Annotated in this window: 18 protein-coding genes; 11 read left to right on the top strand and 7 right to left on the bottom strand. The window is 63.2% G+C overall.

What is annotated here, in order from left to right; translation table 11 throughout:
- Positions 1 to 58: 58 nt before the first annotated feature.
- Positions 59 to 1,477, bottom strand: a complete 1,419-nt coding sequence (locus tag QRN22_RS10235; RefSeq protein WP_042555967.1) for a DASH family cryptochrome — start codon at positions 1,475 to 1,477, stop codon at positions 59 to 61.
- A 171-nt stretch (positions 1,478 to 1,648) separates the two neighbouring features.
- Between QRN22_RS10235 and QRN22_RS10230 the strand changes: the two genes are divergently transcribed.
- Complete coding sequence (locus tag QRN22_RS10230; RefSeq protein WP_042555968.1) at positions 1,649 to 2,242, top strand: MarC family protein; 594 nt, start codon at positions 1,649 to 1,651, stop codon at positions 2,240 to 2,242.
- Positions 2,239 to 3,021 carry an N-acetylmuramoyl-L-alanine amidase gene (locus QRN22_RS10225; RefSeq protein WP_042555969.1) on the top strand — a complete coding sequence of 261 codons (783 nt, stop codon included), beginning with the start codon at positions 2,239 to 2,241 and terminating at the stop codon, positions 3,019 to 3,021. The genes QRN22_RS10230 and QRN22_RS10225 overlap by 4 nt, the downstream gene beginning before the upstream one ends.
- Before the next feature lie 55 nt (positions 3,022 to 3,076).
- Here the strand turns inward: QRN22_RS10225 and QRN22_RS10220 are convergent, their stop codons facing one another.
- Entirely contained in the window at positions 3,077 to 4,861 is a 1,785-nt protein-coding gene (locus QRN22_RS10220) for a KinB sensor domain-containing domain (protein WP_042555970.1), read from the bottom strand.
- Positions 4,858 to 6,201 carry a sigma-54-dependent response regulator transcription factor AlgB gene (algB, locus tag QRN22_RS10215; protein WP_042555971.1) on the bottom strand — a complete coding sequence of 448 codons (1,344 nt, stop codon included), beginning with the start codon at positions 6,199 to 6,201 and terminating at the stop codon, positions 4,858 to 4,860. The genes QRN22_RS10220 and algB overlap by 4 nt, the downstream gene beginning before the upstream one ends.
- 227 nt (positions 6,202 to 6,428) lie before the next feature.
- Between algB and QRN22_RS10210 the strand changes: the two genes are divergently transcribed.
- The 6 genes from QRN22_RS10210 to QRN22_RS10185 all read left to right on the top strand — a co-directional run bounded on the left by QRN22_RS10210 (position 6,429) and on the right by QRN22_RS10185 (position 10,348).
- Complete coding sequence (locus tag QRN22_RS10210) at positions 6,429 to 7,280, top strand: BON domain-containing protein (protein WP_042555972.1); 852 nt, start codon at positions 6,429 to 6,431, stop codon at positions 7,278 to 7,280.
- An 85-nt stretch (positions 7,281 to 7,365) separates the two neighbouring features.
- Positions 7,366 to 7,797: a PA2169 family four-helix-bundle protein gene (locus QRN22_RS10205; protein WP_042555973.1), complete on the top strand. Its 432-nt coding sequence runs from the start codon at positions 7,366 to 7,368 to the stop codon at positions 7,795 to 7,797.
- A gap of 218 nt (positions 7,798 to 8,015) precedes the next feature.
- Positions 8,016 to 8,291: a hypothetical protein gene (locus tag QRN22_RS10200; RefSeq protein WP_042555974.1), complete on the top strand. Its 276-nt coding sequence runs from the start codon at positions 8,016 to 8,018 to the stop codon at positions 8,289 to 8,291.
- A gap of 61 nt (positions 8,292 to 8,352) precedes the next feature.
- On the top strand, positions 8,353 to 8,517 hold the full coding sequence (locus QRN22_RS10195; RefSeq protein WP_013789335.1) for a DUF1328 domain-containing protein: 165 nt from the start codon (positions 8,353 to 8,355) through the stop codon (positions 8,515 to 8,517).
- A 3-nt stretch (positions 8,518 to 8,520) separates the two neighbouring features.
- Positions 8,521 to 8,985, top strand: coding sequence for an inhibitor of vertebrate lysozyme family protein (locus tag QRN22_RS10190; protein WP_082045883.1), 465 nt, complete (start codon positions 8,521 to 8,523; stop codon positions 8,983 to 8,985).
- 133 nt (positions 8,986 to 9,118) lie between these two features.
- The gene (locus QRN22_RS10185) at positions 9,119 to 10,348 is read left to right on the top strand and encodes a spore maturation protein (RefSeq protein WP_042555976.1); all 1,230 of its coding nucleotides are present in this window, start codon (positions 9,119 to 9,121) and stop codon (positions 10,346 to 10,348) included.
- Here the strand turns inward: QRN22_RS10185 and QRN22_RS10180 are convergent.
- From QRN22_RS10180 to QRN22_RS10170, 3 genes are all read right to left on the bottom strand, one after another.
- Positions 10,330 to 10,935, bottom strand: coding sequence for a hypothetical protein (locus QRN22_RS10180; protein ID WP_042555977.1), 606 nt, complete (start codon positions 10,933 to 10,935; stop codon positions 10,330 to 10,332). The two genes, QRN22_RS10185 and QRN22_RS10180, sit on opposite strands and share 19 nt — an antisense overlap.
- Positions 10,874 to 11,983, bottom strand: a complete 1,110-nt coding sequence (locus QRN22_RS10175) for a DUF5924 family protein (RefSeq protein ID WP_269432936.1) — start codon at positions 11,981 to 11,983, stop codon at positions 10,874 to 10,876. Before QRN22_RS10175 ends, QRN22_RS10180 begins: the two co-directional genes overlap by 62 nt.
- A 187-nt stretch (positions 11,984 to 12,170) precedes the next feature.
- Positions 12,171 to 13,070, bottom strand: coding sequence for a LysR family transcriptional regulator (locus QRN22_RS10170; protein ID WP_042555978.1), 900 nt, complete (start codon positions 13,068 to 13,070; stop codon positions 12,171 to 12,173).
- 158 nt (positions 13,071 to 13,228) lie between these two features.
- Here QRN22_RS10170 and QRN22_RS10165 point away from each other — a divergent pair, with 158 nt between their 5' ends.
- Both QRN22_RS10165 and QRN22_RS10160 read left to right on the top strand, forming a co-directional pair.
- Positions 13,229 to 14,410 (top strand): acyl-CoA dehydrogenase, encoded by a 1,182-nt coding sequence (locus QRN22_RS10165; protein ID WP_042555979.1) that lies wholly within the window; start codon positions 13,229 to 13,231, stop codon positions 14,408 to 14,410.
- Between the two features lie 91 nt (positions 14,411 to 14,501).
- Positions 14,502 to 15,725 (top strand): CaiB/BaiF CoA transferase family protein, encoded by a 1,224-nt coding sequence (locus QRN22_RS10160; RefSeq protein WP_042555980.1) that lies wholly within the window; start codon positions 14,502 to 14,504, stop codon positions 15,723 to 15,725.
- Positions 15,726 to 15,749: 24 nt separating this feature from the next.
- On the opposite strand, the gene hmpA is transcribed toward QRN22_RS10160, so the two are convergent.
- The gene (gene hmpA, locus QRN22_RS10155) at positions 15,750 to 16,931 is read right to left on the bottom strand and encodes an NO-inducible flavohemoprotein (RefSeq protein ID WP_042555981.1); all 1,182 of its coding nucleotides are present in this window, start codon (positions 16,929 to 16,931) and stop codon (positions 15,750 to 15,752) included.
- 156 nt (positions 16,932 to 17,087) lie between these two features.
- On the opposite strand from hmpA, the gene norR reads away from it, so the two are divergent.
- A complete protein-coding gene (gene norR, locus QRN22_RS10150) occupies positions 17,088 to 18,650 on the top strand; it encodes a nitric oxide reductase transcriptional regulator NorR (protein ID WP_042555982.1) in 1,563 nt (520 codons plus the stop codon).
- Positions 18,651 to 18,767 lie beyond the last annotated feature (117 nt).

The raw sequence follows: 18,767 nt of genomic DNA, 5'->3' as shown, positions 1-18,767 counted from the left end.
CCATCCTCGGTAGGCAGGTCAACGCTGAGCAGTCCGTCAGGGCCGCTCGGTTCTCCCCTCAGGCCACGGCGTGAAGGTGCGGCTGCCAGGATTCGGGAATCTGCTCCAGCCTTGGGTAGTTGATCGCCTCCAGCTGCAGATGCGGTAGCAGGAACGGCGTGTGGCGCAGGTGTTCGGGCAGGCTGCGCAGCTCCGGTATCCACAGGCTGACGTATTCCCCCTGAGGATCGTACTGACGAGCCTGCTTGAGGGCATTGAACATGCGCTTGAGCCGCGGATCGCTGCCGACGCCTGCCAGGTACGCCCAGTTGCCCCAGTTGCTGGCCGGGTCATAGTCGATCAGATGCTCCTCGAACCAGGCCGCACCATGACGCCAGTCCTGCTCCAGATCACTGACCAGGTAGCTGGCTACCACCTGGCGCCCCCGATTGGACATGAAACCCGTGGCGATCAGCTCGCGCATGTTGGCGTCGACCAGCGGCATGCCGGTACGCCCTTGAGCCCAGTGCTCGAATCGCTCGTCGATCTGCTGCGGCGCGCGTTCGGTGGCTTTCAAACCGCCTGCTTCGAACAGCGCCTGGCCGTGGCGCTGCAAGGTGCAACGAAAGAACTCGCGCCACAGCAGTTCCAGCCATAGCCAGTAAGTGGATTCGTTGGCGCCATAGAGCGATTCGTGGCGGCGCAGCTCGGCTGCTGTGCGGCGTGGCGACAGGCTGCCGTTGGCCAGCCAGGGCGAGAACTTCGACGAATACTCGCTGCCGATCATGCCATTACGGGTTTCCTTGTAGCGCCTGACCCCCTGGCTGTCCCACAGGTAATCACGCAGTCGGGCCTGGGCCGCTGCCTCGCCACCCGAGAAGGGAAAGGCGCTCGGCGCGATGCTCAGGGCATCGCCAAGGCCGAACTGGGACTGGGTGGGCAGGCCGAACTCCGGGGCATCGGCGCCATCTGGCAACGGCGGCAGTTGATCCGGCGCTGCTTGCGGCTGGAACACGTACTGGCGCGCATCGACCAGTGCGCGGAACTGGCTGTACACCTGAGGCAACTGCGCCAGCGGGCAAGGCAGTTCGGCTTCGCTGAACAGGCTGTTGCTTTGCGCCGTGCGCAGGGGAACGCCACCAAGGCTGTCGCGTACACGAGCGAGCAGAGCGAGTTCCTGAGGGGCGATTTCGTCGAGGGTCAGCACCTGCTGCAGGTCGAACTGCTCGACCACCTGCACGACCACCTCTTCCGGCTTTCCGGTGATGACCAGAAGTTTCGAGCCACGCTGGCGCAAGGCGCTGTCGAGCGCTGTCAGGCTTTCCAGCAGAAAGCGCGCGCGGTGCACGCCAATGCGTCGGCTGCCGAACTCGTCGAGTTGCAGCAACGCCGGATCGAGAACATACAGAGGCACAAGATGATTGGCACCGAGGGCAGCCTGCAGCGCGGGGTGATCGTCGAGGCGTAAGTCCTGTTTGAACCAGAGCAGCGCACGCATGGAATGTTCCCTCATAGTCGTCTGATTATGGATCGTTTAGAGGTACGACAAGTTCAGCGCCGTCCGGCGCCGACCAGTGGCAGGCGTTGCCCGGTAATACGAAGGCGCATTGCTGACAGACGGCAGCTCCTACAGACACTAGACTGTGCGGCTGTTTTCTGGAGCCCGAACATGGACATCTTCAGCATCGCCGTGCTGCTCTTCCTGGTCACCGATCCGTTTGGCAACATTGCCATCTTCATTGCCGCCCTGAAGAACGTCGCCCCCGAGCGGCGCTTGTGGGTGGCCGCGCGCGAGCTGCTGTTCGCCCTGGGATTACTGCTGCTGTTCCTTACCTTTGGTGACAAAGTGCTCAGCTCGCTTGGCCTGTCGCGGGAGGCAACCGCCATCGCGGGGGGTATCATCCTGTTCGTCATCGCCATGCGGCTGATTTTCCCCAGCCCGCACGGCGTGCTCGGGGATGTCCCGGACGGTGAACCGATGCTCGTGCCGCTGGCCACGCCTGCAGTGGCCGGGCCATCTGCACTGGCGGTGCTGATGACCCTGCGTAACACCCACGAAGGCGAGCTCTGGGAGCTCTACCTCGCGCTGATCCTGGCCTGGGCCGCGACAGCGTTCATCCTGTTGCAGGCTTCGTTCCTGCAGCGTTTCCTCGGCCCTCGCGGGCTGACCGCAGTGGAGCGGCTGATGGGCATGCTGTTGATCATGCTCAGCGTCGACATGCTGTTGGACAATCTACAAAGCGTATTGCATATCCAGCCATGAAATTCCTAAGTCTTGTCCTGTTCGCCCTCTTGCTCGCTGGTTGCGCCAGCGGGCCGCGCATCGACCACAGCTACACCTCCAGCGGCCAGAGCAGCCGAGTGCAGTACATCGTGCTGCACTACACCTCGGCCGACCTGCCACGCTCGCTGGAGCTGCTCACCAAGGAAGAGGTCAGCGCTCACTACCTGATCAACGCCGTGCCGCCGACCATCTACCAATTGGTCGATGAGGATCGCCGTGCCTGGCACGCCGGCGTCAGCGAGTGGCAGGGGCGCACCTGGCTCAACGGCACCACCATCGGCATCGAGCTGATCAACCAGGGTTACTTCGATACGCCCAAGGGCCGTTACTGGCAGCCCTATGCCCAGCAGCAGATCGACGCGCTGATCGTGCTGCTCAAGGACATCATGGCGCGTCACCACTTGCCGCCTGGCAGCATCATCGGTCATAGCGATATCGCGCCGCAGCGCAAGGTCGATCCGGGCCCTCTGTTCCCCTGGAAGCAACTGGCCGATGCTGGCCTGATGCCCTGGCCGGACGCCGCCGCAGTCGCCGGTGAGCAGGCCGTTTACACCCTCAGCCTGCCAGACGTCGCGTGGTTCCAGCAGCAGCTGGCCGCGCAGGGCTACGTGGTGCCGGATAGCGGCGTGCTCGACGAAGCGACACGCAACGTGATCCGCGCATTCCAGATGAAGTACCGGCAAAGCCTCTACGACGGTCAGCCCGACGCGGAAACCGCCGCGCTTCTTCTGGTGCTCAACCGCATGGGCAAGGCCTGACACCAGGCCGGCGGGGAGGGCGCCTGAAGCTCTGGCGCCCTGCCTTGATTGCCGCTTAAAGCGGCAGGGAGATATGGAAGCGTGCGCCCTGGCCCGGCTGGGATTCGGCGCCGATGCGCCCGCCGTGCAGCTGGACGATTTCCTTGCACAGCGCCAGGCCGAGCCCGGCTCCGCCCTTCTTGCGACCGATCTGCACGAAGGGTTCGAACAGCCTGGCCTGCTGGCCGTAAGCGATGCCCTCACCTTCATCTTCGACACTGATCAGCAGCCTGTCCTCCTGACGTTGCGCGAGCAACCGAATGGTTCCTGACTCTGGGCTGTGGCGCAGTGCGTTATCGATCAGGTGATCGAGTACCCGGTCGATCTGCGCCTGATCCAGATGAATGCGTGGCAGCCCCTCGGCGCTTTCCAGCGCCAGGCTGACCTGCCGCGCCTGGGCCTTGCCGACATGCCGGGTGGCCGCCTGCCTTAGCAGGTCGGGAATGTCGCAAGGCGCCAGTTCGAGTTTCTGCACGCCGCTCTGGTAGCGGGAGAAATTCAGCAGATCCTCGATCAGGTGCACCAGACGCTCCATTTCCTCGTCGACGATACTCACCAGATCCGCTTCGCGGGACTCCTCGGCGAACTTGCTGCGCTCGCGCAGCAGGCCGAACGCCATGTGCATGCCGGTTACCGGAGTGCGCAGCTCGTGGGAGGCGCGCAGCACGAATTCGTTTCTGGCCCGTTCGAAGGCACGCTGCTCGGTCACGTCATGCAGCACCATCACGGCACCGAGGATTTGCCCCTGGCCCTGGCTGACCGGTGTCAGGCTGTAGTTGAGCAGGCGGGTTTCGCCATTCGCCTCGACCTGCAGGTCCGCCAGGCGCTGTTCCAGGCTGTGGCCCTGCAGTACGTGCTGCAGTTGATCATCCAGCTCCGGGCGAGACAGTGCCTGGCTTGGGCTCTGGCCGAGGGGCTGGTCATGCCAGCCAAGCTGGCGCTGGGCGACCGGATTGAAGTGTTCGAGCAGGCCGTCGCGACCGAAGATCAGCAGGCCGTCGTCGATGCTGTCGAGCACGGCCTGCAGGCGGTGCTGCTCAGCCATCAACGCTTCGACGTTGCTGCTCTTTAGCTGGCGCAGGCTCTCCGCCATGAGACCGAAACGGCGGCTCAGTGCGGACAGTTCGGCAACCGGGGTAATCGGCAAGGTCACCTGAAAGTCGCCGCGGCCGATCTGGTCTGCAGCGCGGGCCAGGGCATCGATCGGCTGACCGACTCGGCGGGCGATGGTGTGCGCGGTGATGAAGCCGATCACCAGCACGGCGAGGCCGACCAGCCCCAGCAATCCGGCGATCAGCCAGGCACGGTCACGGGCTTCGGCTTCCGACTGCTGGACGGCCGTCACGTAGCTCACCTGCAGGGCGTTGAGGCGGTCACGAACGGTCTCGATGGTTCTGGCGAAATCATCGTTGGTAAGCAGTTGGCCGCGTACGGTCAGTGGGTCTTCCAACAGGCGGCTGAAGTTCTGGTAGGCGGCCTGGATATCGACGATCGCCTGACGGTCGGCTTCCGTCGGGCTGGCCTGCAAGCCATCGTCGATCCATCTGCGGATGCGTTGGTCGGACTCCTTCAGGCTCTGCACCGTCTGCTGGTCGAAGTCCTCGCCAAGCATCATGAATAGCTGCTTGCCCAGCTCCTGGCGGAGATCGAGGCTATCGCTGATGACTTCCAGATTGTGCGCCAGCGTGCGGTTTTGCGACTGAGTGAGCTGCAGCACGCTGAAAATGCCCAGCATCAGGCCCAGCAAGGCAACGGTGAGCAGGGCGCTGGTGCTGAGGAACAGCTTGCTGCGCAGCTTCATAGGCCGAGCTGCTTTCGTTTGCGATATAGCGTCGAGGCGTCGATGCCCAACGTCTTGGCTGCCTGGTCGAGGGTTTCGCTGTTGGCCAGCACCGCCGAGATATGCGCCTTCTCCAGCTCCTCCAGGCTCAGGTCGGCGCCCACACGCGGGGCGCTGTTGGTGACCGACGCACTCATCCCCAGATGAGCGACCTCTACCCATTCACCGGGGCAAATGATGCTGGCGCGCTCGATCACGTTGCGCAGCTCGCGGATGTTGCCGGGCCACTGGTAGTCGAGCAGCGCCTTCAGCGCCTCTTCGCTGAAACCGCGGGCCGGGCGGGCGTAATCCTTGACGAAGCGAGCGAGGAAACGGTCGGCCAGGGTAAGGATGTCATCGGCGCGCTCGCGCAGTGGCGGCAGGTTCAGGGTGATGACGTTGAGGCGGTACAGCAGGTCTTCACGGAAGTGTCCTTCCTTGACCATGTCAGCGAGATCACGGTTGGTCGCCGCGAGGATGCGTACGTCGGCGTGACGGGTCACCGGGTCGCCTACGCGCTCGTATTCCTTGTCCTGGATGAAGCGCAGCAGCTTGGGCTGCAGGGTCAGCGGGAAGTCGCCGATCTCGTCGAGGAACAGCGTACCGCCATCGGCCTGATTGACCCGCCCCAGGGTACTTTCGCTGGCGCCGGTGAAGGCGCCGCGGCTGTGACCGAACAACTCGCTTTCCATCAGCTCGGCGGTCAGCGACGGGCAGTTGATGGTCACGCAGGATTTCTTGGCACGGCGGCTCCAGCCGTGAATGGCGCGCGCCAGCTCGCCTTTACCGGTACCGGATTCGCCGAGGATCAGGATATTGGCATCGGTGGTCGCCACCTGCCGGGCGGTTTCCAGGATCGCCATCATTGCCGGGCTGTGCGAGTCGATGCCGTCGCTGGGCTTGCGCACTTCGCCTTCCAGGGCTTCCAGGCGTGCGGAGAGTTGCCGTACTTCCAGTTGCTTGGCAGCGGCCAGGCGCAGTTGGTCCGGGCTGCATGGTTTGACCAGATAATCCGCGGCGCCTGCCTGCATGGCATCCACGGCACTGTCGATGGCCGAGTGCGCGGTGACGATCACCACGCGCATCCAGGGCGCGAGGATGCGCATCTGCGCCAGCACGTCGAGGCCGTTCTCATCGCCAAGGCGCAGGTCGAGGAAGCACATGTCGAATACCTGCCTCTGCAGCAGTGACTCGGTTTGCGCTGCGCTGTTGGCAGTGGTGACCTGATAGCCCTCGTCTTCCAGGCAATAGCGGAAGGTACGCAGGATAGCCGCTTCGTCGTCGACCAGCAGGATGCGCCCGCTCTGACCTGTTGCTTCCATTTACATGCTCCATGGGGTGAATGGCAGAGATTAGTCTGGGAATCTTCGTGCAAGTTGCACGGCAAGTATGACGTGATCTTGCATCGTGCAAGCGGCCAGCTGCCATGACTTGGATTTAAACAACTGATTTTAGTTGGTTTTTATTTTTTTGGCGGCTGGCATAACGCTTGCGACTCCTTCCTGACCGCATTGCTGCGGCATTCGTGAATCACAGGAGGAGGCGTTACATGCTGTTGAGACAATCCGCACTGGCCATTGCCATCACCGGTCTTATCACCCTGGCACCGCTTGCACAGGCGGCCGAGGAGGGGATTGATCGGCAACTGAGCGATGCCCGGCAGCAGGGTGCCATCGATACGGCATTCGCCCTGAACCGGCACCTCAATCCCTTCGAAATAGTGGTCTCGGTAGATGGCGGCACCGCCACGCTGAAGGGGGCGGTGGAAAACTCCGCCGAGCGCGAGCTGGCCGCCGAGCTGGCTGGCAGTATCGACGGCGTTCGTGAGGTGAACAATGAGCTCGAGGTCGATCCTGCCATCGAGGCTGCAGTTGTCGACGAGCAGGCGCGAATCACCACCGACAAGACGCTGGCCCAGCGTTTCGATGATGCCACCCTGGCCGCAACGGTGAAATCCAAGTTGTTGTGGAACAGCAACACCGAGGGCCTGGACATTCAGGTGCGTGCCGAAAACGGCGTGGTCAGCCTGAGTGGCAATGCGGGTACCCCGGTGGCCAAGGAGCTGGCCGGTGAGCTCGTCACCAATACCGAAGGCGTTCGTGAGGTGCACAACCACCTCAGCATCAACACCGCCGACAGCGCGTCGGCCGAGGCGCAGAACGCTGCCAACGACGCCGCTGCGTCGATCAGCGACACCTGGATAACCGGCAAGGTGAAGTCCAGCTTTCTGTACAGCCGCAACCTCGACAGCCTGAACATCAAGGTCGATACCCGCGAGGGCTTCGTGAGCCTCAGCGGCACCGTGCTGAGCAATGCCGAGAAGCGCCTCGCCGTCGAGACCGCGCGCAACATTCGTGGCGTGCGTGGAGTCGATGCCGACGCCCTGCGCATCGCCAGCTAAAGAGCAGCAAGGGAGGTGGTCGCCAGCGACCGCCATTCTATGCAGGGCCGCTGACGGCACTGCCTATAAAGACAGGAATATCGCCATGAGCAACAAGACCGAGCAACTCAACGAACTGATCGCAATCATCCGTGACGGCCAGCGCTTCTACGAGCACGCCCATGATGAGGTCAAGGATGTGCGCCTGCAGGCACTGTTCCGTGACATGTCGCAAACCAAGAACCAGGTGATTCAGGCCCTTTCGGTCAAGGTCGCCGCCAATCAGGAGGAGCCCACCTCCAGCGGCACCGTGGTGGGCAAGCTGCGTCAGGCCTATGCCGACGCTCGCGCCACCCTGTCCAGTGATGAAGAGGCCACCTACGTGGCTCAGTTGGAAGAAGCGGAAGACCGCATCCTGCACGCCTTCGAGGATGCGCTGGAGAGCGCTGAGCCGGACGTGCGCGCATTGCTCGCCGTGGAAATGCCCAAGGTACGTGCCTGCCATGACCGTATGCGTGACCTGAAACACGCCATGTAACCCCACCTGGCACAGGGATGTGCCGCCCCTGGCGTCGTGCAGAACGCCCGAGCTTTGTAACGCGATCGTGCAGGATGCCAATGATGGCACTTGGTTTTGTTTTTTAAGTTGTTGATTTTTAAGTATTTTATTTTTGTTTCGAGCTGGCACGCAGGCTGCAATTACCTAGTCATGAAAAGAACGCTTAGCCGTTCGGCAACGACCTTGAGGAGCCTTACATGAACCTTCACCGCGCCCACACCGAGATTCTGATCATTGCGGTTGCCGCTGTTCTGGTCCTGATGATGAGCGTGTCGTTCAAGGCTCCCCAAACCAAGGCTGTCGAGTCGCCGGTTTCCAGCCAGGCCCATGTGCCGGCTAGCGTTCAACCTGCTGCCGCTTCCGCTGCTCCGGCCTCGTTGCAGACCGTAAGTGCACAGACCCGGACCACGGGTGACTGGGTTCGTGCCGAAGCCGTGGAAGCGCCGGTCAAGCAAACCCGCTGGGTGTTCTGAGACGCCTACCGATTTTTAACTGTTACACCCGCAAGACCTCAAAAAACCAAGGAGAAACGCCATGCTGAGTTGGGCCATTACCTTTCTGATCATCGCCATTGTCGCTGCCGTTCTGGGCTTCGGTGGTATCGCAGGCACTGCCACAGGTATCGCGAAAATCCTTTTCGTGGTGTTCCTGGTCATGTTCATCGTTTCGTTCATCATGGGTCGCCGCCCTCGGGGCTAGGCCATGACGATGAATCGATTCAAGACGCTCGTTGCCGCCCTGATGCTGGGCGGTAGCGCGGCGGCCTTGGCCGCCAACGATGGGGAATTCCGTCTGAACGATCTGCTTGGGAGCAATCCTGACTATCGTGAAGCCTGGAAGGAGCTCATCCAGGACGAGGAGCGTTTGCCCGAGTGGGTGATCAACCTCAGCGGCGTTGCCACGCCGATGAAGACGCTGGAAGAAGACGGCGACCAGTATCTGGTCGGGCAGTTGTGCGAAACATCCAATTGTTTCAACCAGCGCCTGTACGTCGCCTTCACGCCGGACCGGGACGATGCGTACGCACTCTGGGTGCAGTTGCCCGAGGGTTTACCCGAGGACAAGACGCCCAGTGAGCATGCTGATTTGCGTTGGCTCGGTGAGCCGGACGACGGGATCAAGCAACTGCTGCAGGAACAGTTGAAGAAAGACCCCAACTGGTACTGATGCTGCTGACGGCGCCTTCTGGCGCCGTTGCTCTATCTGTAGTCCGGTAAAACGTCTCGACCCCCTATCTCTCCCTTCCACATCCCCTGCCTGGCCGCGTTATCATCAGCCGCTATGTTCTAGGGGGTGACTTATGCTCAACGGCTTGTGGCTGAGCTTTTTCGTGGTAGCGGCGGTAGCAGGGCTCAGCCGCTGGCTGCTGGCTGACGATCCGGCGGTGTTCGGGGCGATGGTGGAAAGCCTGTTCGCCATGGCCAAACTGTCCGTCGAGGTGATGGTACTGCTGTTCGGTACGCTGACCTTGTGGCTTGGCCTGTTGCGCATCGCTGAGAAAGCCGGGCTTGTGGACGCCCTGGCGCGTGTGCTCGGCCCGCTGTTCGCACGCTTGATGCCTGAAGTGCCGCGCGGCCATCCGGCCCTAGGCCTGATCACCATGAACTTCGCCGCCAACGGCCTGGGGCTGGACAACGCGGCCACGCCCATCGGTCTCAAGGCCATGCGCTCCCTGCAGGAACTCAACCCCAGCAGCACCACGGCGAGCAACGCACAGATTCTCTTTCTGGTACTCAATGCCTCGTCGCTGACGTTGCTGCCCGTGACCATCTTCATGTACCGCGCCCAGCAAGGTGCGCCGGACCCGACGCTGGTGTTCCTGCCGATTTTGCTGGCGACCAGCGTTTCCACCCTGGTCGGCCTGTTTTCCGTGGCCATCATGCAGCGCCTGCGTCTGTGGGACCCGGTCGTGCTGGCCTACATGATTCCCGGCGCGCTGCTGCTCGGCGGTTTCATGGCGATGCTCGCCGGCATGTCCGCCACCGCCCTGGCAGCCCTGTCATCGCTGCTCGGTAACCTGACGCTGTTCGGCATCATCATCGCCTTCGTGGTGATCGGAGCGCTGCGCAAGGTGCAGGTCTACGAGCAATTCATCGAAGGGGCCAAGGAAGGCTTCGACGTGGCCAAGAGCCTGCTGCCGTATCTGGTGGCGATGCTCTGCGCGGTGGGTGTGCTGCGTGCATCCGGTGCTCTGGAGCTGGCGCTCGACGGCATCCGCTGGATCGTCGCCTGGGGCGGCTGGGATACCCGCTTCGTCGACGCGCTGCCGACCGCCATGGTCAAGCCATTCTCCGGAAGCGCGGCGCGGGCCATGCTGATCGAAACCATGCAGACCCAGGGCGTCGACAGCTTTCCGGCTCTGGCTGCGGCGATCATTCAGGGCAGTACCGAGACCACTTTCTACGTGCTGGCCGTCTACTTCGGCGCGGTGGGCATTCAGCGTGCCCGGCACGCCGTGGGTTGTGCGCTGCTGGCCGAGTTCTCCGGCGTGGTCGCCGCGATCGCCGTGTGCTATTGGTTCTTCGGCTGAGAGCTGCCGCCGAACAGGCTTCCGGCCCAGGTCACCAGCGGGTCACGCGGCTTGAAGTCGTGTATCCGCTGCAGGCGCGGGGCGATGAAGTCCTCGAACTGCTCGGCCTGCTCGAAGTACACCCCGGTGAACAGGATGAACACACTCTTGTTCGCCACCCGGGTGAAGAACAGATTGCCGACCGGCTCGCCGCCTCTGGTGAGCAAATCGAGGCTGGAGTCCTTGGCGTGGCCTGGGCTCAGGGCCAGGGCGCGCTTTTCCAGGCCGTTGCTCTTCAATGAGTAGCTGGCGCCGAAATTACCCGCATAGCCGCTGACCAGTGCATCGCCAGCCGTGGGGTAAATGGTCACTGCGCTGTACAGGTAGAAATTGTCGTCGGTGTTGTAGGTGTAGCTCAGCTCGACGGTGCGTGTCAGGTATTGCACGTTCTTGCTGTAGTGGCCGCCCCGGCCCTTGCGCAGATGAGCGAAGTCCCGGTCGGCGAGCAGCAGTTCGCGCTCCTCATCCACTGGAACGGCATTGAAGTCACAGGCGCTGATCGTCAGCGTCAGGATCAGCAGCAGGGGGCTGCTCAGGTAGCGGTTCATTCAATCCTCCTTGATTGCCCGTCTGTGTAGTGGCGTCGGGTGTCACTTCGAAACGCAGTACGCCGATCATCTGGCCAGCGTCGGTGAGCACCTGGATCTGCCAGTCACCTTCCACGTCCTGCGGGAAGTTCTTCTTGTGCGTCCAGGCGCGATAGCCTTTCTCGCGACCGCCGTGGATATCCAGTGCGATGCGCTCCAGCTCCTGGCCGTTGTGCTCCCAGACGTGATAGATGCGCTCATCGAGGCCGCGCGGGGCGTTGATCGCCGTGTAGGCATAGATACCCGTACTGCGCAGCTGGCTGGCGCTCAATTGATCGATCCCTTCGCCGGGCGAGCGGTTCTGGTTGTCGAACTCGGTGGTGATCGCCACCTCGGTCAGCCATAACGTGGCCGGCGGCACCCAGGTTCGGGTTACCCAGCCGAATGCGCCAATAGCCAGGGTCAGGCCGACCAGCAGCAGGCCGCGCCACCATTTGCGTACGGTGATGATGCTGAACAGGCTGGGGAACGACAGCAGCACGGCGGCCGCCAGCGAATACTGATAGCTCTCGGTGGTGTTGAGCTTGAAGATGATCGGCAGCGCCGTGAGCATCACCGCGAACAGCGCCAGGGTGTGATAGGCGAGAAAGATCCATCGTCGTGGTGCCAGCCACCGGTAGTAGAGCGGGTCGGTGATCGAGACCAGCGCCGCCGCGGCCAACAGCCCGCTGAACAGGGCCTGGCTGCTGTTCCAGGTGGTGGTGATGAAGAAGAACGGCAGGACGAAGAACAGACTTTCCTGGTGGATCATCTGCGTGGCGTAGCGCAGCAGCGGGCGCGGTAGCTCGAAGCCGAAGCGGGCGGCGATGCGTTCGCGCAGCACGTTTTCCAGAATGAGCCACAGCCAGCTGACCAGCAGCACCAGAGCCAGCACCTTGGCCAGCCCGGCCTGGCGGTCGACCAGTACGAAACTCGCCAACCCGGACAGAAAACCGAATATGGCAATCGCTCCGGGATGGCGCTGCATCAGCGCGATGATCCGGAAAACGAGGCTTTTGCTGGAGGTGATTAGAGACAAGGCGGTTCTGGCAGTGGTCAAGAACGACACGCAGGATACTGCATTTGCCGCGCACGTGCGGCTTCCTCCGATCAGGCGTGCAGTTGCATTCGTCATCGGGGCGCTGAGGCCGACAGTTGGTGGGCTTCAGCCCTGCAAATCGACCGGCGCGGCCGTTTTTCGCAGCCCACCGCGCCGCTCAGGCCGATGCCCCATAGTGCCGGGCCTCAACCAACAACCAGTCACGGAAGGCCTTGAGCGCCGCGGACTCGACCTTGCGCTCCGGTACGGTCAGGTAATAGGCGCGGCCGTTGTCCGGCACCGGGCTGTCGAGGGCGACCACCAGGCTGCCGTCGGCCAGCTCGCGCTGGATCAGGAACGGTGGAATCAGCGCCACGCCCATCTCGTGGCAGGCCGCCTGGGCGAGCATCGAGAACAACTCCAGACGCGGGCCGGTCATGTCGCGGCCGACATTCAGCCCCTGCGCTGCGAACCACTGGCGCCAGGCGTAAGGCCGTGTGCTCTGCTGCAGCAGCGGCAGTTCGGCGATCCGCTCGGCGCTCACCGCGCCACCGTCGAGCAGCGCGGGGCTGCACACCGGCATCAGGTGTTCGTGCATCAGAAAGTACGCCGCAGTGCCTGACCAGTCGCCATCGCCGAAGTAGATCGCCGCGTCGAAACCGGTATCGGCGAACAGGAAAGGGCGGGTGCGGTTGGTCAGGTGCACGGTGACCTCCGGGTGCAGGCGCTGGAAATCCGCCAACCGTGGCAGCAACCATTGGGTGGCGAAGGTCGGCACCACGGCCAGCTCCAGGCTCATGGCGCCCTGAGCCCCCATCAGCGCAAGGGTGTCGCGCTCCACTGCATCGAGCTGGGCGGCGACCTTGCCAGCATAGGCAGTGCCCGCTTCGGTAAGCACTACGCCCCTTCGCGAACGGCGGAACAGCTCCACGCCAAGAAACGCCTCCAGCCCGGCGATCTGCCGGCAAACGGCGCCCTGAGTCAGCGCCAGTTCGTCCGCTGCGCGAGTGAAGCTTTGATGGCGTGCCGAGGCCTCGAAGGCGATCAACGCTGCCGTGCTGGGGATCTTGCGGCGCATGTATGCGAACACCTCACTAATCGGTGCTTTTATAGGCTGTTCAGGCTATCTCGGAGTGAGTGTGGTGCACAACTGCGTGCGAATTACTCGTTTGCCGAGAGGCGGCTAGCTGCCTAGGCTAAGCCCAACAAGACCTGTTCATGCACGAGGATTCTGCGATGGCCGCCAAGGCAAGCTTCAACTGGATCGACCCGCTGCTGCTCGATCAGCAACTCACCGAAGAAGAACGCATGGTGCGCGACAGCGCCGAGCAGTTCGCCGCCGACAAGCTGGCGCCGCGGGTTCTCGAGGCCTTCCGTCATGAGAAGACCGACCCGGCGATTTTCCGTGAGATGGGATACACCGGTCTGCTCGGCGCGACCATCCCCGAAGCCTATGGCGGCAGTGGTCTCAACTATGTGTGCTACGGCCTGATCGCCCGCGAAGTGGAACGTGTGGATTCCGGCTACCGCTCGATGATGAGCGTGCAGTCGTCCCTGGTGATGGTGCCGATCAACGAATTCGGCAACGAAGCCACCAAGCAGAAGTACCTGCCCAAACTGGCCACCGGTGATTACATCGGCTGCTTCGGCCTCACCGAGCCGAACTACGGTTCCGATCCGGGCTCGATGATCACCCGGGCGAAGAAGGTCGACGGCGGCTACCGCCTGAGCGGCAGCAAGATGTGGATCACCAATTCGCCTATCGCGGATGTCTTCGTGGTCTGGGCCAAGGATGACGCCGGCGAGATCCGCGGCTTCGTGCTGGAAAAGGGCTGGGAAGGGCTGTCGGCACCGGCGATCCATGGCAAGGTCGGCCTGCGCGCCTCGATCACCGGCGAGATCGTCATGGACAACGTGTTCTGTCCCGAAGAGAACGCCTTCCCTGACGTACGTGGCCTGCGTGGCCCGTTCACCTGCCTCAACTCTGCCCGCTACGGCATCAGTTGGGGAGCGCTGGGGGCCGCCGAGGCGTGCTGGCACACTGCGCGTCAGTACACCCTGGACCGTCAGCAGTTCGGTCGCCCGCTGGCTGCCAACCAGTTGATCCAGAAAAAACTGGCCGACATGCAGACCGAGATCACCCTCGCCCTGCAAGGCTGCCTGCGCCTGGGCCGAATGAAGGACGAAGGCACCGCTGCGGTGGAAATCACCTCGATCATGAAGCGCAACAGCTGTGGCAAGGCGCTCGATATCGCCCGCATGGCTCGCGACATGCTCGGCGGCAATGGTATCAGCGACGAGTTCGGCGTGGCCCGTCATCTGGTCAACCTCGAGGTGGTGAACACCTACGAAGGTACCCATGACGTGCACGCGCTGATCCTCGGCCGCGCGCAGACCGGGATCCAGGCGTTCTTCTGACTGTTGATCGTTCCCATGTCGAGGCGTCGAACCGTCCGCGTGGGAACGCCGCCGGTGACGCTCCGCGTCACGCTTGCACGAGGCCTCCGCGATGTCCGGTGCTCTTTCCCATCTCCGTGTGCTCGACCTGTCCCGCGTGCTCGCCGGGCCCTGGTGCGGGCAGAACCTCGCCGACCTCGGCGCCGAGGTGATCAAGGTCGAACGCCCGAAAGTCGGCGACGACACCCGCCACTGGGGCCCGCCCTACCTGCGCGACGATGAGGGGCGCGATACCAGCGAAGCGGCCTACTTCCTGTCGGCCAACCGCAACAAGCAGTCGCTGACCCTCGACTTCACACAGGCGGAAGGGCAGCGCCTGGTGCGCGAGCTGGCGGGCAAGTCGGACATCCTCATCGAGAACTTCAAGGTTGGCGGCCTGGCTGCCTACGGGCTGGACTACGCCACCCTGAAGGCGATCAACCCACGGCTGATCTACTGCTCCATCACCGGTTTCGGCCAGAGCGGCCCCTATGCCAAGCGGGCCGGCTACGACTTCATGATCCAGGGGCTTGGCGGGCTGATGAGCCTCACCGGCCAGCCCGATGGCGGGGAGGGCGGTGGGCCGGTCAAGGTCGGCGTCGCGCTCACCGATATCCTTACCGGGCTCTACGCGACGGTCGCCGTGCTAGCCGCCCTGGCCCACCGGGAAAAGACCGGTGAAGGCCAGCACATCGACATGGCGCTGCTCGACGTGCAGGTCGCCTGCCTGGCCAATCAGGCGATGAATTACCTGACCACCGGTGTGTCGCCGAAGCGCCTGGGCAATGCTCACCCGAATATCGTCCCCTATCAGGCGTTCCCCACCGCCGATGGCGACCTGATCCTCACGGTTGGCAATGACAGCCAGTTCCGCAAGTTCTGCGACGTGGCCGGGCATCCCGAGTGGGGTGTCGATCCACGTTTCGCCAGCAACGGTCAGCGCGTCGCCCATCGTGCCGAGCTGATCCCGCTGATCCGCCAGGCCACGGTGTTCCGCACCACGGTCGAGTGGGTCGGCCTGCTGGAGGCGGCAGGTGTGCCGTGCGGGCCGGTCAACGACCTTGAGCAGGTCTTCGCCGACCCTCAGGTGATCGCCCGCGGTTTGCGTATCGATCTGCCACACCCCCTGGCCGGTAGCACGCCGCAGGTAGCCAGCCCGTTGCGCCTGTCGGCCAGCCCGGTGGAGTACCGCCAGGCACCTCCGCTGCTGGGCGAGCATACCGAACGCGTCCTCGCCGAAGTGCTTGGGCTGGACGTCAGCCAGATCGAGGCGCTACGCCGTCAGGGAGTGATCTGACCCGCTTCTATTAGTAAGCGCGCGTCAGGCATCCAGCTCGGAGGCCGGGCCGAAGAACTCGTAGTGGCACTGCTCCGCTGGTACGCCGAGTTCCCGCAAGTGACGCTTCACCTGAGCCATGAAGGGTTTCGGACCCAGGAAGTAGGCATCCATGTCGCGCTCTCCAGGCAGCCAGCCGGCCAGTTGCTCGCGGCTGATCACGCCCTGGCCGTGTGGCCTGTCGCCATCGCGCGGCGCGCTGTAGCAGAACCGATAGCTGATCTGCGGGTAGTCGCGGCTCTGTTCTTCGATCCATTGCCTGAAGGCATGTACACCGCCATGGCGCGCGTAATGGATGAAGTGGATGGGGCGTCCGCTCTCGCGGGCGGCTTCGACCATCGCCAGTGCCGGCGTGATGCCCACGCCTGCAGTGATGAGCGCCAGAGGCTTGTCCGACTGGCGCAGCACGAAGTCACCGGCTGGCGGGAACAGCTCCAGGGTATCGCCGACCTGGACGTGGTCGTGCAGGTAGTTGGAAACCTTGCCGCCTGCCTCGCGCTTGACGCTGATGCGGTACTCACGGCCGTTGCCCCGCGCGGACAGCGAGTAGTTGCGGCGCTGCTCCTTGCCATCGATGACCAGGCGCAGGCCGATGTACTGGCCGGGCTGCTGAACCAGCACGTCACCGCCATCGATGGGCGCCAGATGGAAGGAGGTGATCTCCTCGCTTTCCACGGTTCTGGCCACCACCTTGAAGTCCCGTGAACCACGCCAGCCGCCCGGCGCCTGCTCGTGTTCGCGGTAGGCGCTTTCCTCGGCACCGATCAGAATGTCTGCCAACTGCCCGTAAGCGGCAGCCCAGGCGTCGATCACCTCATCGGTAGCGATCTCCTCGCCCAGTACCTCGCGAATGGCGCGCAGCAGGCAAGTGCCGACGATGGGGTAATGTTCCGGCAGGATCTGCAGGGCCACGTGCTTGTTGACGATGCGGCCCACCAGCGGCCCGAGTGCTTCGAGCTGGTCGATATGCCGGGCGTACATAAGCACGCCGTTGGCCAGGGCACGTTGCTGGTCGCCGCTGGCCTGGTGGGCCTGGTTGAACAGCGGGCGAACCTGGGGATACTCCTTCAGCATCATGGCGTAGAAGTGTCGGGTCAGCGCTTCACCGCCGGTTTCCAGTAATGGGACGGTGGCTTTGATAAGGGTGCGTTGTTGGCTGGTCAGCATGGTGATGGTTCCTGTCGCAAGGCATGAAGATTGGTTGCCTTGGTCATTACAGATCCCGTGCCAACTCGCAAAGCCGCTGGATTGCTGGGCTTGCGCGTGCTATGAGTCTTTTCGACCCGTTCTATTTAGCGTCTATATGACTCTCTTGGTGTCTTTATGACCTCCAGCCCCCTGCTTGTCTCTCTGCTGCCATTGGTCGATGACCTGTCCCGTGAACTACCCGAAAGCGAGCGCTATCGTCGGCTGCTTGCTGCGCTGCGGCAGCTGTTCCCCTGTGATGCGGTGGCACTGCTCAGGCTCGATGGCGACGTGCTGGTGCCGCTCTCGGTGGAGGGGCTCAGTGCCGATACCATGGGCCGGCGTTTCAAGGTGAGCGAGCATCCCCGTTTGCACGAGTTGCTGCAGCACCGTGGCCCCACCCGCTTCGCCGCAGACTGCGAACTGCCCGATCCTTATGATGGGCTGCTCGACGGGCAGCATGGCCATCTCGAGGTTCATGACTGCCTGGGTTGTCCGCTCTATATAAAGGAGCAGCTCTGGGGGCTGCTGACCCTGGACTCGCTGCAGTCGAGCAGCTTTGGCCGTGTCGATCTTGGCATGCTGGAGGCTTTCGCCAGCCTGGCCGCCGCGACGGTGGCCGCCGCCGAGCGGATCAGCCTGCTGATGGGGCGCGTGGAGGACGAACAGCGCCGCGCCGAACTCTATAAGCAGGCGGCCGACGCCGTGCGCCCCCGGGAGATGATCGGTCAGAGCTCCAGGCACAAGGCCCTGCTTCAGGAGATAGCGCTGGTCGGCGGCAGTGACCTGACCGTCCTCATCAGTGGCGAAACCGGTGTGGGCAAGGAACTGGTCGCCGAAGCACTGCATGCGGCATCCGCGCGTGCATCGCGGCCGATGGTCAGCATCAACTGTGCGGCGTTGCCCGATACCTTGGTGGAGAGCGAGCTGTTCGGTCATGTCCGTGGGGCATTCTCGGGGGCTGTCAGTGAGCGGCGTGGCAAATTCGAGGTGGCCGATGGCGCCACCCTGTTTCTCGATGAGGTGGGCGAGCTACCGCTTGCCGTGCAGTCGAAGCTGTTGAGGGTGCTGCAGAGTGGCCAGCTACAACGGGTAGGCTCGGACCGCGAGCACCGTGTGGACGTGCGGGTGCTGGCCGCCAGCAACCGTGACCTGGCCGAAGAAGTGCGCGCCGGGCGCTTTCGCGCCGACCTCTATCATCGCCTTAGCGTGTACCCGCTCAAGGTGCCGGCACTACGCGAGCGGGGGCGCGATGTGCTGCTACTCGCCAGCTACTTCCTGGAAGATAACCGGGCACGGCTTGGGCTGCGTAGCCTGCGTCTCGCGGCCGATGCTCAGAAAACCCTGTTGCAGCATGACTGGCCGGGCAATGTCCGGGAACTGGAGCACCTGATCGGCCGCGCGGCCATCAAGGCGTTGTCGGCCTGCGTGGAACGCCCGCAGATACTCACCATCGATAGCCGCGCACTGGACCTGCATCCATCCACCGTGACTCCAGGGCAAGAAGAGCGCCCCGTGAGCGATGCTGCCGAAGCGTCGAGCGCTGGCCTAGGGCTGCGCGATGCAGTGGATGACTACCAGCGGCGCCTTATAGAGGCTGCACTGGCTCGCCATGCCGGGCGCTGGGCCGATGTAGCCCGCGAACTGGATATGGACCGTGCCAACCTGCAGCGCCTGGCCAAGCGCCTGGGACTCAGATAGCGGCTTCTGAGCTGCTGCTTATATAGAGGGAAAGCCGACTGAGCGGTTTTATTGCAATTGGATGAAATAAGCCCTTGACCTGATTTCGTGGGGGCCTATAATGCGCACCACTTCCGG

The sequence above is a fragment of the Pseudomonas sp. MEJ086 genome (assembly GCF_030209025.1).
GTDB lineage: Bacteria > Pseudomonadota > Gammaproteobacteria > Pseudomonadales > Pseudomonadaceae > Aquipseudomonas > Aquipseudomonas fulva_A.
This window is presented reverse-complemented; position numbering and strand designations above follow the sequence as displayed.

Excerpts from the sequence above, each read along its gene's own strand:
- QRN22_RS10235 (WP_042555967.1), bottom strand. The coding sequence starts at position 1,477 with ATGCGTGCGCTGCTCTGGTTCAAACAGGACTTACGCCTCGACGATCAC.
- QRN22_RS10230 (WP_042555968.1), top strand. The coding sequence starts at position 1,649 with ATGGACATCTTCAGCATCGCCGTGCTGCTCTTCCTGGTCACCGATCCG.
- QRN22_RS10225 (WP_042555969.1), top strand. The coding sequence starts at position 2,239 with ATGAAATTCCTAAGTCTTGTCCTGTTCGCCCTCTTGCTCGCTGGTTGC.
- QRN22_RS10220 (WP_042555970.1), bottom strand. The coding sequence starts at position 4,861 with ATGAAGCTGCGCAGCAAGCTGTTCCTCAGCACCAGCGCCCTGCTCACC.
- algB (WP_042555971.1), bottom strand. The coding sequence starts at position 6,201 with ATGGAAGCAACAGGTCAGAGCGGGCGCATCCTGCTGGTCGACGACGAA.
- QRN22_RS10210 (WP_042555972.1), top strand. The coding sequence starts at position 6,429 with ATGCTGTTGAGACAATCCGCACTGGCCATTGCCATCACCGGTCTTATC.
- QRN22_RS10205 (WP_042555973.1), top strand. The coding sequence starts at position 7,366 with ATGAGCAACAAGACCGAGCAACTCAACGAACTGATCGCAATCATCCGT.
- QRN22_RS10200 (WP_042555974.1), top strand. The coding sequence starts at position 8,016 with ATGAACCTTCACCGCGCCCACACCGAGATTCTGATCATTGCGGTTGCC.
- QRN22_RS10195 (WP_013789335.1), top strand. The coding sequence starts at position 8,353 with ATGCTGAGTTGGGCCATTACCTTTCTGATCATCGCCATTGTCGCTGCC.
- QRN22_RS10190 (WP_082045883.1), top strand. The coding sequence starts at position 8,521 with ATGACGATGAATCGATTCAAGACGCTCGTTGCCGCCCTGATGCTGGGC.
- QRN22_RS10185 (WP_042555976.1), top strand. The coding sequence starts at position 9,119 with ATGCTCAACGGCTTGTGGCTGAGCTTTTTCGTGGTAGCGGCGGTAGCA.
- QRN22_RS10180 (WP_042555977.1), bottom strand. The coding sequence starts at position 10,935 with ATGAACCGCTACCTGAGCAGCCCCCTGCTGCTGATCCTGACGCTGACG.
- QRN22_RS10170 (WP_042555978.1), bottom strand. The coding sequence starts at position 13,070 with ATGCGCCGCAAGATCCCCAGCACGGCAGCGTTGATCGCCTTCGAGGCC.
- QRN22_RS10165 (WP_042555979.1), top strand. The coding sequence starts at position 13,229 with ATGGCCGCCAAGGCAAGCTTCAACTGGATCGACCCGCTGCTGCTCGAT.
- QRN22_RS10160 (WP_042555980.1), top strand. The coding sequence starts at position 14,502 with ATGTCCGGTGCTCTTTCCCATCTCCGTGTGCTCGACCTGTCCCGCGTG.
- hmpA (WP_042555981.1), bottom strand. The coding sequence starts at position 16,931 with ATGCTGACCAGCCAACAACGCACCCTTATCAAAGCCACCGTCCCATTA.
- norR (WP_042555982.1), top strand. The coding sequence starts at position 17,088 with ATGACCTCCAGCCCCCTGCTTGTCTCTCTGCTGCCATTGGTCGATGAC.